Genomic DNA, 16,222 nt, shown 5'->3' with positions numbered 1-16,222 from the left:
GATGGTTACCTGCCGAATACGGCAACATGGGGCAACGCCTCACACGAACCCCAGGGATGCACTAGTGGCCACCTCTGATCCGGTCTACCTGCGCGTCGTCGAAGACATTCGGCGGCAGATCAACGACGGCACCCTCCTCCCCGGCGCGCCCATCCCCTCACGGGCGCAACTCACCCGTAAATACCAGGTCGGCGAGACCGCGGCGCGTCACGCGCTGCGCGTGCTGGCCGCCGAAGGTCTCATCATCGGCCGCGTGGGCTCCGGCCATTACGTACGGGAACAGCCGGAGCTGTCCCCGTTGCACCGTTGGCGATTTCTCGACCACCCGGCCCCTTTCGCCGCCGACCTGCAGTCGCAGGGCAGGCGTGTGACTTGGGACTGGCACAGCGAACCCGCCGAAGCCGGGCCGGACATCGCCCGGCGGCTGCGTGTCGACGAGTCCGTGACGGTCTCGCGTACCCGATATGTCTTCCGCGGCGACGGCAAGGCGCTGCAACTGGCCACCTCGTATGAGCCGATCGAGTTCGCGGCCCACTCGGAGGACGAACGGCGCAGCCTGGTGACCCGGATGTCCGCACATGGCATCAAGATCACGGAGATCGTGGAGAGCGTGCGCACGCGCGTGCCGCGCCCTACGGAGAGTGACGCTCTGGACCTTCCGGCCGGGGTACACGTTCTCCACGTCGAACGCACTCACTGGGCCGGCGACCGCCCCGTCGAGACGAGCGACATCGTGATCCCCGGCGACCGATTCCAGGTGGTGTACAGCATGCCCATGTAATTCATCGGACGTTCCTTCCGATCAAGTCTGGATTCGACCGTAATCTCTGGTTATCGTCACGGCAATACCTCCGATGTATGGAGTGCCGATGAGTCCAAGGATGCTGGCGGGAATGACCATGGTCGCGGTGATGCTGGTGGCGCCTCCGGCGGGGGCAGACATTCGGGCCGAAGGCGCCCCGGCACACGAAGACCCGCAAACCGACGGACCGCCGACCGGCGACGCCACGACCCGCGCGGCCCTTTCCCAGCAGGCCGGGACAGAGCGGAGAGCGCCCGAAGAGCTGGCGGCCCAGGGATCCACGACGGTGGCGCGGCCCGGAACTGGTGCAGAGTCGCCAGACTTCCCCACGGGTGCCGCGCGACCGGAACCTGCCAAGGGTGCCGCACAGCCGAAGTCTGCCGAGGGTGCCACGCAGCCAGAGTCTGCCGAGGTCTGGGCAGGCTACGGGCCTCCCGTTGGTGCGATGGTCCAGCAGGCTTCCGGCCCGGTGGCGGCCCCTGGGCGTTCTGAAACGGCGAAGTTCCAGAAGGCTGCTGTAGAACCGTACACGCTATGGTTTGACGAGCCGGCGCCTGACTCCAACAGCGGGTGGGAGCAGCGGTCGTTGCCGATTGGTAACGGGGCGCTGGGGGCGACGGTGTTCGGCGGGGTGGCGGCTGAGCGGCTGCAGTTCAACGAGAAGACCTTATGGACCGGTGGGCCGGGGGTCAGCGACTACAACTACGGCAACTGGGACACTTCGCGGCCGGGGACGCTTGAGGGTATTCGCGAACGCATCTGGAAAGAGGGCGGGGTCAAGCCCGAGGACGTACTGGCGGCGTTGGGGCACAAGTCCGACTCGCCGCGCCATCGGCGCTTCGGGGCGTATCAGAGCTTTGGGGACCTCCGACTGACTTTCACCCAGCCACCCACCGCTCCGGACAACCCCTCAGAGCGACCCGCCTCCAGCCCGAAAGCCGCTGATCCGTCGGGCTGGGACGAGGGGGCGGGCTCGGACGAGGGGGCGGGCTCGGCTTCGGGCGAAAGGGCGGGCTCGGACGAAAGGGCGGGCTCGGACGAGAGGACGGGCTCGGACGAGAGGACGGGCTCGGCTTCGGGCGAAAGGGCGGGCTCGGGCTCGGCAGCTTCCGGGTCAACCGCCCCTGGCCTGGCAACCTCCAGCCCAGCAACCCCACGCCTGACGGCCTCGGGTACGACGACCTCAGGGCTGCCAGCCTCGGGTCTGACAGTCCGGGGTCCCGCTGGCTCAGAACCGGCGGACGCCTCCGAATACCGCCGCTACCTCGACATTTCCCAAGCAGTGGCAGGCGTCTCCTACACCTCAGCGGGCGTCGGCTTCACCAGGGAGTACTTCGCCTCCGCCCCGGCGGGCGTGATCGTGGGCCGTCTGTCGGCGAGCGCGCCAGGTCAGGTGTCGTTCAAGGCCGAGATCTCCACTCCGGCCAACCGCACCAGAACCGCCACGGCCGCCGACGGCCGCGTCACGGTCAAGGGCGCCCTGGCCGGCAACGGCATGCGGTACGAGACCCAGCTCCACGTGGTCAACCGGGGCGGAAGCCGTATCGATGGAGCGGATGGGTCGGTGACGGTCACGGGTGCGGACGAGGTGGTGTTGATCCTCGGTGCGGGCACCGACTATGCCGCGAAATATCCGATGTATCGGGGTGATGACCCTCATGCCAAGGTCACCGCTCAGGTGGATCGGGCGGTCAGGCTGGGGTATGACGGGCTGCTCAAGAAGCATCAGGCCGACTATCGGGGGCTGTTCGACCGGATGCGTGTGGAGTTGGGTGGGGTGATGCCGGCCGTACCGACGGACGAGCTTCTTGCCTCCTACGGCGCCGCACCCCAGGCGGATCGCGCGCTTGAGCAGCTTTACTACCAATTTGGGCGATATCTGCTGGTTTCATCTTCCCGGCCGGGATCACTGCCCGCCAATCTGCAGGGTGTCTGGAATGTCCATGAGGCGCCCCCGTGGCAGGCCGACTACCACGTCAACATCAACCTGCAGATGAACTACTGGCCGGCCGAGATGACCAATCTCGGTGAGACGTTCGAGCCGTTTGCCCGCTATGTCGATGGGCTGCGCGAGCCCGGACGGGTGACGGCGCGGCAGATGTACGGTGCGGATGGGTTCGTCGCGCACCATGCCTCGAACATCTTCGGCCACACGGGCGCTTGGGATCATCCCGCCTATTTCTTCCCGGAGTCCGGCGCGTGGCTGGCCGGCCAGCTGTACGACCACTACCGATTCACCCGCGACCGCTCCTTCCTGAAGAAGACCGCGTACCCGGTCATGAAGGACGCGGCGCGCTTCTGGCTCGATTTCCTGCAGACCGACCCGCGCGACGGCAAACTCGTCGCCATCCCCAGCCGCTCGCCCGAACTCGGCCCGTCTGTGGCGGGGGCGTCGATGTCGCAGGAGATCTTGTGGCAGCTGTTCACCGAGGTCAGGGAGGCCGCGCTGCTGACCGGCGACCCGGCGTTCGCGGCGAAGGCCAAGAAGGTGCTCAAGAAGCTCGATCCCGGGCTGCGCATCGGAAAGTGGGGCCAGCTTCAGGAATGGAAGGAAGACCTGGACGACCCGGACGAGACACACCGCCACGTTTCTCATGTGTACGCGCTTCACCCGGGCCATCAGATCTCCCCGCGAACCACTCCAGAGTTCGCGGAGGCCGCCAAGGTCTCGCTGAACGCTCGTACGGACGCGGGGACCGGCTGGAGCAAAGCCTGGAAAATCAACTTCTGGGCGCGTCTGCTCGATGGCGACCGGGCCCACAAACTGCTCGGCGACCAGCTCAGGACCAGCACCCTGCCCAACCTGTGGGGCACGCATCCGCCGTTCCAGACCGACGGAAATTTCGGGGCGACGGCGGGAATGACGGAGATGCTCCTGCAGTCCCATCTGGGTGCCCTTGACCTGCTCCCGGCCCTGCCCGCCGCCTGGGCCGACGGCTCAGTGGACGGCCTGCGTGCGCGCGGTGCGTACACGGTGGGACTGACGTGGAAGGGCGGCGGGCCATCCGAGGTACGGCTTCGCGCTGACAAAACGGGTTGGGTGACGCTACGGCATGACATGTTTCGCATGCCGGTACGCGTCTACCAGAGCGGCCGTCCGGTCGCCGCCGTCCGCCATGGCGACAAGCTCCTCATCACCACCAAATCCAATGCGAACTATCGCATTGTGCCCGCATGAATACTGTCGGTGGCGGTTGATAGAAAGTTCTCGTGCTAGTCAACGACCTGCCCGCTCACGAGCGGCCACGCGAGCGCCTCATGGCGTCCGGCGGCGCCGCCCTCGCCGACCGTGAGCTGCTCGCCGTGCTCCTCGGGTCCGGGTTCCGTGGGGCCGGGGCCGTCGAGCTCGCCGCGCGGGTCATCGAGCACTGCGGTGACCTCGGTGAACTCGCCCGCGCCGAGCCCCATCGCCTCCTCGCCGTCCGGGGCGTGGGGCCTGCGAAGGCCGCACGCGTCGCCGCCGCCTTCCATCTCGTACGGCGGGCGCAGGCCGGGCCGGAACGGGCCAGGATCACCGGGAGCTCCGACCTGGCCGAGGTCACCGCGCCGTTGCTCCGCGGGCACACGCGCGAGCGGCTCGCGATCGTGGTGTGCGACGGCCAGGGCGGCATCCTGCGACGTACCGTCCTGACGGAAGGCGGGGCCGACCATACTCTGTTCCCGGTCCGCGAGATCATCACCACCGTGCTCACCATGGGCGGCGCCGCGTTCGGGGTCGCCCACAACCACCCGGCCGGCACCCTCTCCCCCAGCCACGCCGACCTGACCGCCACGACCCGCCTGGCGGAGGCAGCCGACACCGTGGGCCTGCGCCTCCTCGACCACCTGATCATCACCGACACCGCCTGGCGCCGCATCCCCAACCCGTAGCCGTGCCTTGCCTGGGGGTACGGCTGGGCGGGCTGTTGCCCGGGATGGCGGGTGGTCGGGAGGGCCGAGGGCATGGGCGGGTGAGCCCAGGAGCGGGCGGGCCAGGGGTTAAGGGCGGGCGGGGCGAGGGGCGTGCGCGTTGCGCCGGGAACCACCGGGCAACATCTCGCCGACGCGGCGCCGGACAAGCGTGGGGGTTGCGCCCTGCCTCCCCGATCACCGGAGCGGAGGGCGGCGACATGGACGGGCGGGGTCGGGTTGGGGTTTGGGTGCGGACAGCGGACCGGGTCCGGGATGGGGCAGGGCAGGGCGTGGGTGGAGGGGGCGGATGGGGAGTGAAGGGGGTCTGGGGGTGGCGGGTTGGGGTTTGGGTGGGGTGGCGGTTGGGGTTGGGGTGGGGTGGCGCCGGGGAGTCGGGTTGGGCCCCGGCGCCGGGTAGTGGTTAGTTGGGCTTGCGGCCGATCAGGAGGGTGGTGAGTTCGTTCAGGGCCACCGGGCTGTCCACCTGGAAACCCGCCTCACGCAGCCACCCCTCCCCCTGCGCGATCGTGTACTCCGACGAGCCGCTGAGCAGCGCCATGTTCAAGCTCATCAGCAACCCGAACGCCGACTCCTCCCGCTGGTCGTCGATCATGCTGTCGTAGATGAGCAGCGCGCCGCCCGCGGGCAGGTGGTCGTAGGCGCGCTGGATGATCTGGCGGCGCTGGGACTCGACCCAGTCGTGGAGCACGTGCCCGATCACGTACACCTCGGTCTCGGGCAGCGGGTCGGTGAAGAAGCTGCCGGCCTGGAAGCGGACTCGGGTGCCCAGGTCGGTCGAGGCCACCAGCTCGTCGAACAGCGGGTTGAGGGGGGCCAGGTCGAAGGTGACGCCCTCCAGGTGGGGGTGGGCGGCGGCGATGCGGGTGGTGAGCATGCCGCGGCAGCCGCCGAGGTCGGCGAAGGACTTCACCGAGGACCAGTCGAACTTTTCGGAGATGGGGCGGCCGAGGAGGGTGGCGTAGCCGTCCATGCCTTCGGCGAAGGAGCGGGTGCGCTGGGGGGTGGCGTACAGGGCGGGCATGGGGTCGTCGACCTTGGCGCCGTGGGCCAGGTTGGCGGCGGTCTTGAGGAAGGAGGTCAGGTCGCCCCACGCGGGGTAGAGGCGTCGCTGGTTGAGGGCGAGGAAGCCGCCGATGTACTCGGGGGCGCCGGGGGTGAGGTACGCGCTGGCGGCGGCGGTCGGGCCGTAGCCGCTCGCGTCTCTGGTGAGCAGGCGCATGGCGACGAGCGCGTCGAGGAAGTCGCCGGCGACGTTCTGGTGGAGGCCGAGGTCGTCGCGCAGGCGCTCGAAGGGGACCGGGCCGTCGGCGACCTTGGAGAAGACGCCGAGTTCTACGGCGGCGTAGAGGGCCTGGGCCTCGTAGAAGCCGGTGGCCGTCTTGATCAGAGAAGCTGCGGTCAGCGTCATGGGCTGTCTCCTAGTCCTTGGTGAAGCAGAGGATGAAGGCGTCGCCGCGGGTGCTCGGCGTGTAGGCGGTGGTGGCATAGGCGTGGTACGGCTGCCGCTCGACGACCACGCGGTCGAAGAAGCGCAGGTAGCGTTCGAGGATGGTGGCGGCGGACGCGGTGCAGGTGGCGGCGTCGGGCACGTCGCCGTCGAGGGAGAACATGGGCACGAACGTGCCGCCGGGGCGCAGCGCGCGCACCACCTTGGGCATGAACGCGTCGAGCCTGGCCCGGTCCTCGAAGATGGCCTTGGGCAGTTCGGGGTCGAAGAAGACGCCGTCGTAGCTTTCGGGCCGGAGGGTGTCCACGTAGTCGAAGAAGTCGGCTTCGACGATCTCGAGGGTGGCGGGCACGTCGGGGTTGGCCTCGCGGAACAGCTCGATGACCTTGGGGTGCTTCTCGACGACGGTGTGCCGGTAGGTGTCGGCGCGCCCGGCGATGCGCAGGGCGGAGTAGCCGAGCCCGAGGCCGACCTCCAGGAACTCGCCGCCGCGCTCGCACAGCAGGTCGGCGGAGCGCCACATGAGGGAACGTTCCCAGCCCTGCATGGCCTGGACTTCGCCGATGTAGAGCGTCACCTCTCCTTTCTCGTCGCGCACGAGGTTGATCTCGGTATCCGGAAGGGTCGTCATGTCTCTCCCTTGGTGAGGTGGTCGATGAAGCCGGTGGTGTGGGCGCCTTTGCGGAAGACGGGGGTGGCGAGCACCTCGCGCAGGAAGGCGGCGTTGGTGCGCAGTCCCGGCCCGGAGACGCGCAGCTCGGACAGGGCCCGGTCCATGCGGTCGATGGCCTGGTCCCGGTCGGCGCCCCAGGTGACGATCTTGGCGATCATGGGGTCGTAGTCGGGCGGGATGCGGGTTCCGGCCCGCACGTGGGTGTCCACGCGGACGAACGGGCCGCCGGGCGGCGTGAACTCCTCGATGAGGCCGGGGGCGGGGGCGAAGTTCCGCTCGGGGTCTTCGGCGTTGATGCGGCATTCGAGCGCCGCGCCCCGCCGTACGACGTCTTCCTGCCGGAACGGCAGAGGGTGTCCGGAGGCGACGGCGAGTTGCTCGCTGACCAGGTCGAGGCCGGTGACGAGTTCGGTGACGGGGTGTTCGACCTGGATGCGGCAGTTGGTCTCGATGAAGAAGTAGTCGCCGGTGTCGTCGTCGACGAGGAACTCGAAGGTGCCGAGTCCGCGGTAGCCGATGGCGCGGGCGCCGGCGAGCGCGGCCTGCGCCATCCGCTCGGCGAGCTCGGGCGCGACGGCGGGCGAGGGGGTCTCCTCCAGCAGCTTCTGACGGCGCCGCTGGGTGGAGCAGTCACGTTCGCCCAGGTGTACGGCGTTGCCGTGCGCGTCGCAGATCACCTGGATCTCCACGTGGTGCGCGGCCCGCAGGTAGCGCTCCAGGCAGACCCGGTCGTCGCCGAACAGGAGCTGGGCCTCGGCCCGTACCCGCCGGTAGGAGCCGGAGAAGTCGTCGCCGGAGTACACGATCGCCATGCCGCGCCCGCCGCCCCCGGCGACGGCCTTGATGACGACCGGGTAGCCGACCTCGTCGGCGAGCCGGCGGCCTTCTTCCTCCTCGACCGCGTGCAGGCTGCCGGGCAGGACCGGCACCCCGGCCGCGCTCATGGTGGCGCGAGCGGCGGCTTTGTCGCCCATGGCCTCGATGACGTCGGCGGACGGGCCGATGAACGTGAGTCCGTACTCCTCGCAGATGCGGGCGAACTCCGCGTCCTCCGACAGGAATCCGTAGCCGGGGTGCACGGCGTCGGCGCCGGACTGCAGGGCGGCCTCGACGAGGGCGGCGGCGTTGAGGTAGCTGCGCCGGGCGGGGGCGGGGCCGATCCTGATGGTCTGGTCGGCCCAGTCGGGCGGCGCGTCGGCCGCGGAGTGCACGGCGACGGTCCTGATGCCGAGTTCCCGGCAGGTACGCCCCACCCGGAGCGCGATCTCGCCCCTGTTGGCGATCAGCACGGTGCCGAACATCATCGCGACCCGGGGAAGAGGGTGTCGCAGGCCGAGGAGTCGCCCGGCGCGATGACCACGAGCGGCTGGTCGTACTCGACCGGCGCCGCGTCGGCCGCGGGGATCTCGACGACGCGGCCGGGGGCCTCGGCGACGATCGGGTTCATGAGCTTCATCGACTCGACGATCCCGATCTGCTGGCCGACCTCGACGGTGTCGCCGACGGAGACGTACGGCGCCGCCCCCGGTTCGGGCGCCCGGTAGAAGGTGCCGACGAGCGGGGCCCGCACCTGGATGTGCCCGTCGTCGGGAAGCGGCGGGTCCACCGTCGTGGTCACCACGGCGGGGAAGCCGTCGCTCCAGGTCAGCTCGGCGCTGGCCAGCCCGTGCGAGATCTTGAGCGTGGCCGGCGGATGCGGCAGCAGGGAGACCAGTCTGGTCGCCGCCTCGCACAGCGTGTCGAAGTCGCTGTCGTTGGGGAGCTCGGTCATGGTTTCACCTCCGGGTGAGTTCTGGGACGCCGAAGCGCCGGAACCGGTCGCGGCGCTGCCGTACCAGTTCGGGGCCGGACAGCGGGAGCAGTTCGGCGAAGGCGGCGCGGACGGCGGCGCCGAGCAGGGCGGCGGCCTTGGCGGGGTCGGTGTGCGCGCCCCCGTCGGGCTCCTCGACGACCGCGTCCACCACGCGCAGCCGCAGCAGTTCGCCCGCCTCGACCTTGAGCGCGGCGGCGGCGCGCGGCGCCTCAGCGGCGCTCTTCCACAGGATGGAGGCGCACCCTTCTGGGGTGATCACGGAGTACCAGGCGTTGGCGCTGATGAGGACGCGGTTGGCGACGGCTAGCGCGAGCGCGCCGCCGCTGCCGCCTTCGCCGGTGACGACGGTGACGACGGGCACGGTGAGCTGGGCCATGAGCCGCTGGCTCTCGGCGATGGCCAGTGCCTGGCCGCGTTCCTCGGCGGACAGGCCGGGGTAGGCGCCGGGCGTGTCGACGAGGGTGAGGACGGGCAGGCCGAGCTTGTCGGCCAGGCGCATCAGCCGGCCGGCCATCCGGTAGCCCTCGGGTGAGGGCATGCCGAAGTTGGAGGCCGTGCGGTCGCGGGTGGTGTGGCCTTTCTGGTGACCGATGAGCATCAGCGGGAGGCCGTCGAGGCGGCCGACGCCGGCCACGATCGACGGGGAGTCGCCGAAGACCCGGTCGCCGTGCAGGCGCAGGAAGTCGTCGAGGACGAGGCCGGCGTAGTCGGCGGTGGTGGGGCGGCCGGTCTCGCGCGCCAGCCGTACGACATCCCAGGGTTCACGCGACGGCGGGATGAACGGCGCGACAGCCTCGAAAGCCGGCGAAGCCCCCGAAGAAGCCGATACCAGTGACGACAGCGTCGCGCGCAGCCCGGAGCGCGGCACGATCGCGTCGACCATCCCGTGCTCCAGCAGGAACTCCGCCGTCTGGAAGCCTTCCGGCAGCTCCTGCCTGATCGTCTGCTGGATGACCCGGGGCCCGGCGAAGCCCAGCCGCGCCCCCGGCTCGATGAGGATGACGTCGGCCAGCGTCGCGAACGAGGCGGCCACCCCGCCGAACGTGGGATCGGCGACCACCGAGACCGACAGCACCCCGGCCGCGTCCAGACCGGCGAAGGCCTGGGCGGTCTTGGCCATCTGCATGAGCGCGATCACGCCCTCCTGCATGCGGGCGCCGCCCGAGGCGGTCACGGTGACCAGCGGCGCCCGCTCGGCCGCCGCGGTCTCGGCGGCGAGGGTGACCAGCTCCCCGACGGCGGCGCCGAGGCTGCCGCCGAGGAAGCGGAAGTCCATGACGACCAGCACGACGGGCCGCCCGCCGATCGTCCCGCGTCCGCCGATGGCAGCCTCGTCGAGGCCGGTCGCCGTCCGCGCCGCCGCGACCCTGTCCGGGTACGGCACCGCGTCGACGAACCCCAGCGGGTCCTCCACCACCTCCGGCGTCTCGAAGGGCCGGAACGAGCCCGGGTCGAGCAGCTGCTCCACCCGCTGCCCCGCGGTGACGGGATGATGGCACCCGCACTCGGGGCAGACGCCCAGCGCCCTGCCGAACCGGCGGTGATGGATCATCGCCTGGCAGCGCCGGCAGCGGATCCACCTCTCCTCCACGACTTCCTCCTAGAACGCCGAGACCACGGTGAAGGTCTCGTAGGGCTGCTCGCGGGCGGTGTCGAGGTAGGGGCGCAGCGGGCTGGTGTGGCGGTGGCTGCTGCTGTGCACCCAGTCCTGAAGGTGCTGGGCGCTCTCCCAGTAGCTGGTGACGGCCATGGTGGTCTCGTTCACCTGGGAGTGCAGGAGCTCGTTGCCGAGCATGCCGGGGGTGCCGACGAGCTGCTCGCTGATCTGCTGGTACGTCTTCGACAGCGGCTGCACCTCCTCCTTCGGCACGCGGTACCAGAGGATGACCCGGACCCGCTCGTGGTCGGTCGGCATGGTGGCCATGGAGCCTCCTGTTCGGTAAGGGGCCAGCCGCGCGCGGTTGTCGACGTGCGCGGGGCTGAGTTCGAATTGCCGGAACGCGGACTCGTCGGTCCAGTCGGTGATCACGTAGTAGGCGCCCTCGCCGCGCAGCAGGCTCTGCCCCCGGTTGGCGGGGTGGGCGGCGATGCCCTCGGCGACCTCGCGCCAGGTGCGCTCGAAGGCGTCCTCCTGGCCGGGCCGTACCTGGATGTCGAGCAGCACACGGAAGGTCACAGCGTGTACACCGCCATGGCCTCGACGTTGCCGAGGAAGACCAGCACCGTGATGACGGTCCTGACCATGTTCCACTTGCCGAAGGCGGGACGGGGGTCGCGCTGCGACCAGTCGGCGGGCAGGTCGTCGGGGTCGAGCCGCATGACCCGCTTCTTCAGCACGGCGTTGCGGGTCGCGGAGATCACGATGACCGCGACCAGCGCTGCGATGAGCGTACCGAGCAGGTATCGTGCGCCCTTGGTGGGCGCGACCAGCAGCAGGTAGACGTCGCACGCCAGCACGCCGACCACCATGATCGGCCCGAGCGGGTCGAACCGGGGCGACCAGTACTGGTGCAGCCGCACGTACTCGCCGGCGGGCAGGCGGCGCATCCAGGGCACGCCCCCGATCGCCGACCACAGGAGCATGCCCGCGACCAGGCCGCTCAGCGCGATGGAGATCTGTGAGACCAGGACGCCCATCGGCTCAGCCCGCCGCCTGCTCGACCAGGCCCTTGATCCGCTTCATCTGGACAGCGGTGTTGGTGTTGAGGCGCTCGCGCATGGCGGCGTCGTCCACCGGGGAGACGGGCTTCATCTCGAAGTCCTGGACCCAGCGCATGCGTACCTGGCCGGGCGCGGTCTCGGTGTACTCCCAGAAGAGGTTCATGTACTTGAACCAGCCGGTCTCGACCCGGTGGGCGCGTACGGTCCTGGTCTCGGGGTCGGAGGTGCGCTCGGAGACCCAGCTCCACTTGTTGCCCTGCTGGTCGGGGTGCATGGTGAGCCGGAACCTGATCGTGTGACCGTCGCGGGCGAGGATCTCGGTGGCGGCGTACTCGCTGAACAGCTCGGGCCACGACTCGACGTCGTTGGTCATCTTCCAGACCAGGTCGAGCGGGGCGGCGATGTCGATGGCGTTGTCGGTGTGGCCGGCCATGATCAGGCCTCCCAGTGGTAGAAGGGCGTGGCCATGGCGTCCTTGGGCTCACGCCAGTTCGGGTCGTAGGGCGAGATGAACTCGCTGAGGCCGGTGTTGAGCTCCTTGTAGAGCTCCGTGCTCCTGGCCTTGTAGAGCCCGTCGGTGATGTCCTCGCCGGCCTCGACCAGGTGGAAGTAGAGGTCGTGGAAGCGGAACAGGGTGCGCCGCGAGGCCCCGATGAGGTGGGGCAGCTCGGAGGCGTCCGACTTGGCGAAGAGGGCGGCGACGGCGTCGGCGTTCGCCGCGTCCATCTTCGCCACGATGAGCGTGCGCTGCATGGTCATCCCTTCTGGTGTTGGGTCAGCCGGCGGCCGGCCTGGAAGAGGGTGTCCGGGGGGTTGAAGCTGTAGCTCAGGCGTACGGCGGGCGTCGGCGGCCGGCCGAACCGGGAGCCCGCGGCCACCCGGATCTTGGCCCGCGCGGCGGCGGCCAGCATGTGCTCCTCGCTGGCGCCGCGCACCCACAGGAAGAACCCGCCGTGCGGCGGCCGGGCGAAGCAGGCCGTGCCCAGGCCTTTGACCAGGGCGTCCCGGCGCGCGCCCAGTTCCTTGCGGAGCATGGTGAGCCTGGTGTCGTAGCCGCCGTCCTCGATGAGGGTGGTGACCGCCAGCGAGGCCAGGTGGTTGAGCCCGCCGCCGCTGGACAGCAGCCCGCCGGCGGCGGCCGCGGCGACCATGGGCGGCGCGGCCAGCATCCAGCCGAGCCGCAGCCCCGGGCCGAGCGTCTTGGCGAACGAGCAGAGCCTGACCACTCCCTCATAGCCCGCCAGCGCGGCCATCGGCGCCGGCATGGTCAGCTCGTCCAGGCACAGCTCGGCGTAGGCGTCGTCCTCCACGACGAGGACGTCGTGCTCGCGGGCCACGTCCAGCAGCGCCAGCCGCCGCTCCTCCCCCACCAGCCGCCCGGTCGGGTTGTGGAAGGTGGGGATCAGGTAGGCGAACGCGATCCGCCTGCCCACCGCCCGGTGCCTGCGGATGGCGGCGGCCAGCGCGTCCGGCTCCGGTCCCGCGTCGTCGGCGGCGAACGGGGCCAGGCGTAGCCCCCGGTCGGTGAAGATCTGCTTGCCGTAGTCGTAGGCGGTCGGCTCGCACAGGACCACGTCGCCCGGCTCGGCCAGCGTGGTGGCCAGCATGTGCAGGGCGTGTGAGGTGCCCGCGGTGATCAGGATGTGCTCGGGTCCGCAGCCTGCGCGTTCGGCGAGGGCCTCGCGCAGGGGCTGGACGCCCTGGTTCTCGCCGTAGGTGAGGGCGGCGGGGCCGTACCGGGAGAAGGCCTTGTCGTAGGCGGCGGCGAGCAGGTCCACGGGGAGCAGGGCGGGGTCGAGGTAGCCGGGGGCCAGGTCGGTGATCCCGGGCGGCGCGACGTCCTGCACGATTCCGGTACGCCAGTACGGGCTCACCCCGCGGCCAGCAGGACGGCGCGCAGTTCTTCCGCCGCGGCGCGGATGGAGCTGTGCGGCCTGGCCAGCGCGATGCGCAGGGAGCGGTCGCCCCGGGCGGGCTCGGCCCAGTGGAACTGGGTGCAGGGCAGCGCGTAGACCTGACGCTTGTGCAGTTCGTCCCAGATGTCGTCGCAGCTCAGGTGGCCCAGGTCGACCCGCTCCACGCTGACGCGGCTGTCGGGGTCGGGGAAGCTGACGCCGGGCACGTCGCCCAGGACGCTTCGCACGATCGCGCGGCCTTCGGCGATGAAGGCGTGCAGGTCGGACAGGCCGCCGTTGGCCGCGTCCTCGGCGAAGTGCTCGACGAGGGTCAGGATGAACGGCGAGACGCCGAGCAGGATGTCGGAGTAGATCTTGGGGATCGGCAGGCCGATGTTGCGGCTGTAGGCCAGCAGGCCGACCTTGAGGTCGAGCGTCGCCCAGAGCTTGCCGGTGTCCTCGATGACGACCCACCGGCAGCCGCTGGCCTCCAGCACCGCGTAGTGGTCGTAGTGGGCGCGGGTGTCGAAGCCGCGGAAGGAGGTGTCCAGGGCCAGCACGACGTCGCGCTCCCTGCACACCTCGGCCACCTCGGCCAGCCGCCGGGCCGACAGCACCCGGCCGGTCGGGTTGTTGGGCGTGGTGATGAAGACGCACCCCACCCCCTCCGGTACGGCCAGCGCCGGGTCCCCGGTGTGCAGCGGCTCCTCCTCGACCGGCACCAGCCGCAGCCCCACGCCGCGCAGGATGTCGGGGATGTTGTCGAAGGTCGGATGGACCAGCCCGACCGCGTCCGACGTCGTCACCAGCGACCTGGCCAGGATCTCCATGGCCACGGACGAGGCGTAGCAGCTGAGCACCGCGTTGTCGCCCACGGGGTAGCGGTGCTGGCCGAGCAACTGGAAGAAGGTCCGGTGGGCGGTCCTCTCCAGGTCGGCGATCGGCTGCATCGCGGCCTTCTGGAAGAGCGTGGACAGCTCGTCGATGATGCGCTGCTGGCCGTCGCTGAGCTCCTGGCGGGCGTGGCCGTCGGCCACGTTCAGCTCGCTGTCGAGAGCCAGGATTTCGAGTTCGGTGAGGTTGACATTGCTCGAGATCATCTCTACGCCCCGTCGTGTTCTACCGGGAAATCCGGATGCTGTGCTGGTCAAGCCATTGGTTGATCTGCAGGACCGACTCCATGTCGGTCAGGTCGCGCCACGCCCGCTTGGGCTCGATCGGCGACTCCAGCAGCGCCCTGGCCCTGCCCGTGTCGATGAGCGGCAGGACGGGGGCACCGGAGTCGTCGAGGAGCCGGCCGAGCTCCGACTTCAGCAGCGGCGCGTACCCCGGGTCGCGGCCGGTGGGGAACTGGCTGGGCCCCCGCTCCAGGACGGAGGCGGGCAGCAGGTCGGCGACGGCCGCCCTGAGCAGGCTCTTGGGCTTGCCGTCGAAGGTCTTCATCGCCCACGGCACGTTGAAGAGGTATTCGACGAGCTGGTGGTCGCAGAACGGCCAGCGCAGCTCCAGCCCGCCGGCCAGGCTGACGCCGTCGTCGAGCGCGCAGCCGAACTCCTGCCACCCCTGCAGGTGCAGGTAGTAGATCTCGCGCATGCGCCGCTCGTCCTGGTCCTCCCCCTCCAAGTACGGCATGCCGGCCAGGTCCTCGCGGTACCGGTCGGCGCAGTAGCCGGGCACGTCGAGCTCCTTGAGCAGGTCGGGCGCGAACAGCCCGGTGCCGAGCCCGTCGGGCGGCAGGTGGTGGGCGGTGGCGGCGACCCACGGGTAGGTCTGGGCGGCGACGACCTCGGGCCGGTCCATGCCCATGAAGGAGGCGAAGACGGTGTCGGCCTGCTCGCCGGCCAGCACGACGCTGACCTTCTCGCTGACGCGCCTGGCCAGCGCCCGCAGGGACGCGGGGAACTGGGGCGCGGCGACCGGCAGGTCCTGCTGGGCGGCGACCGCGGTGCGCCGCAGCACCGGGTCGGTGACGGCGACGCCGTCCAGTTCGACGAACTCGTGCTCGGAGCCGATGTGCGCGGCCACCTCGCGGGCGTAGGGCGCGTCCTCACCGGCCCGCATCGGCCCGGGGCCGCCGGCGGCGCCGCCGGGGTAGCCGACGGTGAACGTGCGCAGCGGCCGGTCGCCCCGCTCGGCCCCCCGATCGGCCAAGGTCTTGGCGGCGATCGCGGCGACCGTGCTGGAGTCGAGGCCGCCCGACAGGAGCACGCCCACGGGGACGTCGGCGTCGAGTTGCTGGGCAACCGAGTGTTCGAGCAGCTCGCGGATGCGGGCCACGGTGGTCTCGTGATCGTCGGTGTGCGGCCTGGCCGCCAGTCGCCAGTAGAGGTGTTCGTGGACGCCGGAGCGGCTGACGGTGACGACCTCGCCGGGCCGTACGCGCCGCATGCCCTTGACCGGGCTGCGGCCGACGCTGCTGGTGAAGGCGAGCAACTCGCGCAGGCCGTCGAGGTCGGCCACCCGCTCGACGAGCGGGTGGGCGAGCACGCCCTTCGGCTCCGAGGCGAAGACGACGCCGGAGACGGTCGGGTAGTAGAACATCGGCTTGACGCCCATGCGGTCGCGGACCAGCAGCAGCCGCTCGCGGCTGTTGTCCCAGATCGCGAAGGCGAACATGCCGTCCAGGTGCTCGGGGCAGCGCTCGCCCCACTCCAGGTAGGCGTGCAGCAGCACCTCGGTGTCACTGCGGGTGGTGAACGTGTGGCCGAGCGCCTTCAGCTCGGCCCGTAGCGCGTTGTGGTTGTAGATCTCGCCGTCGAAGGCGAGGACGGCGCCGCCGTGCGCCATGGGCTGGGCGCCGCCGCCCAGGTCGAGCGCGGCTCTGCGCCGGTGGCCGAGCACGGCGCGCGAGGAGGCCCACAGGCCCTCGCCGTCCGAGCCGCGCCACGCGAGCGCGCCGAGCTGCGCCAGCACGATGTTGCGGTCCAATGCGAGATCACGGTGGAAATCCACCCATCCTGCGATGCCGGCCATCCGCCAGTTCCTCCGCGCGATTCGGGGACGCTTGCCCCGGTATGGT

The 16,222-nt window shown here is 70.5% G+C and carries 15 protein-coding genes; 3 read left to right on the top strand and 12 right to left on the bottom strand.

The window, feature by feature from the left end; all coding sequences use genetic code 11:
• Nucleotides 1-64 precede the first annotated feature (64 nt).
• From ACIBI5_RS18950 to ACIBI5_RS18940, 3 genes are all read left to right on the top strand, one after another.
• Complete coding sequence (locus ACIBI5_RS18950) at nt 65-781, top strand: GntR family transcriptional regulator (RefSeq protein ID WP_397248360.1); 717 nt, start codon at nt 65-67, stop codon at nt 779-781.
• A gap of 112 nt (nt 782-893) precedes the next feature.
• On the top strand, nt 894-3,980 hold the full coding sequence (locus ACIBI5_RS18945) for a glycosyl hydrolase family 95 catalytic domain-containing protein (protein ID WP_397248358.1): 3,087 nt from the start codon (nt 894-896) through the stop codon (nt 3,978-3,980).
• Between the two features lie 32 nt (nt 3,981-4,012).
• Entirely contained in the window at nt 4,013-4,672 is a 660-nt protein-coding gene (locus ACIBI5_RS18940; protein ID WP_397248356.1) for a RadC family protein, read from the top strand.
• A 442-nt stretch (nt 4,673-5,114) separates the two neighbouring features.
• Here the strand turns inward: ACIBI5_RS18940 and ACIBI5_RS18935 are convergent, their stop codons facing one another.
• Genes ACIBI5_RS18935 through asnB form a run of 12 tightly spaced genes read right to left on the bottom strand, consistent with a single transcriptional unit; the run spans nt 5,115 to nt 16,176 of the window.
• The gene (locus ACIBI5_RS18935; protein ID WP_397248354.1) at nt 5,115-6,122 is read right to left on the bottom strand and encodes a methyltransferase; all 1,008 of its coding nucleotides are present in this window, start codon (nt 6,120-6,122) and stop codon (nt 5,115-5,117) included.
• Between the two features lie 10 nt (nt 6,123-6,132).
• Nucleotides 6,133-6,792, bottom strand: coding sequence for a class I SAM-dependent methyltransferase (locus ACIBI5_RS18930; RefSeq protein ID WP_397248352.1), 660 nt, complete (start codon nt 6,790-6,792; stop codon nt 6,133-6,135).
• Complete coding sequence (locus tag ACIBI5_RS18925) at nt 6,789-8,138, bottom strand: acetyl/propionyl/methylcrotonyl-CoA carboxylase subunit alpha (RefSeq protein WP_397248350.1); 1,350 nt, start codon at nt 8,136-8,138, stop codon at nt 6,789-6,791. The genes ACIBI5_RS18930 and ACIBI5_RS18925 overlap by 4 nt, the downstream gene beginning before the upstream one ends.
• Nucleotides 8,135-8,605: a biotin/lipoyl-containing protein gene (locus tag ACIBI5_RS18920; protein WP_184966878.1), complete on the bottom strand. Its 471-nt coding sequence runs from the start codon at nt 8,603-8,605 to the stop codon at nt 8,135-8,137. The genes ACIBI5_RS18925 and ACIBI5_RS18920 overlap by 4 nt, the downstream gene beginning before the upstream one ends.
• A 4-nt stretch (nt 8,606-8,609) precedes the next feature.
• The gene (locus ACIBI5_RS18915; protein ID WP_397248348.1) at nt 8,610-10,238 is read right to left on the bottom strand and encodes an acetyl-CoA carboxylase carboxyltransferase subunit alpha; all 1,629 of its coding nucleotides are present in this window, start codon (nt 10,236-10,238) and stop codon (nt 8,610-8,612) included.
• Nucleotides 10,239-10,247: 9 nt separating this feature from the next.
• Nucleotides 10,248-10,823, bottom strand: a complete 576-nt coding sequence (locus ACIBI5_RS18910) for an antibiotic biosynthesis monooxygenase family protein (protein ID WP_397248346.1) — start codon at nt 10,821-10,823, stop codon at nt 10,248-10,250.
• Entirely contained in the window at nt 10,820-11,284 is a 465-nt protein-coding gene (locus ACIBI5_RS18905; RefSeq protein WP_397248344.1) for an anthrone oxygenase family protein, read from the bottom strand. Before ACIBI5_RS18905 ends, ACIBI5_RS18910 begins: the two co-directional genes overlap by 4 nt.
• A gap of 4 nt (nt 11,285-11,288) precedes the next feature.
• On the bottom strand, nt 11,289-11,741 hold the full coding sequence (locus ACIBI5_RS18900; protein ID WP_397248342.1) for an SRPBCC family protein: 453 nt from the start codon (nt 11,739-11,741) through the stop codon (nt 11,289-11,291).
• 2 nt (nt 11,742-11,743) lie between these two features.
• Entirely contained in the window at nt 11,744-12,061 is a 318-nt protein-coding gene (locus ACIBI5_RS18895) for a TcmI family type II polyketide cyclase (RefSeq protein ID WP_184966897.1), read from the bottom strand.
• Nucleotides 12,062-12,063: 2 nt separating this feature from the next.
• Nucleotides 12,064-13,182: a PLP-dependent aminotransferase family protein gene (locus ACIBI5_RS18890; protein WP_397248340.1), complete on the bottom strand. Its 1,119-nt coding sequence runs from the start codon at nt 13,180-13,182 to the stop codon at nt 12,064-12,066.
• Entirely contained in the window at nt 13,179-14,303 is a 1,125-nt protein-coding gene (gene mppP, locus ACIBI5_RS18885) for an enduracididine biosynthesis enzyme MppP (protein WP_397248338.1), read from the bottom strand. Before mppP ends, ACIBI5_RS18890 begins: the two co-directional genes overlap by 4 nt.
• Nucleotides 14,304-14,322: 19 nt before the next feature.
• On the bottom strand, nt 14,323-16,176 hold the full coding sequence (gene asnB / locus ACIBI5_RS18880) for an asparagine synthase (glutamine-hydrolyzing) (protein ID WP_397248336.1): 1,854 nt from the start codon (nt 16,174-16,176) through the stop codon (nt 14,323-14,325).
• Between the last annotated feature and the right edge of the window lie 46 nt (nt 16,177-16,222).

This window comes from Nonomuraea sp. NPDC050540, assembly GCF_044457485.1.
Taxonomy (GTDB): Bacteria; Actinomycetota; Actinomycetes; order Streptosporangiales; family Streptosporangiaceae; genus Nonomuraea.
This window is presented reverse-complemented; position numbering and strand designations above follow the sequence as displayed.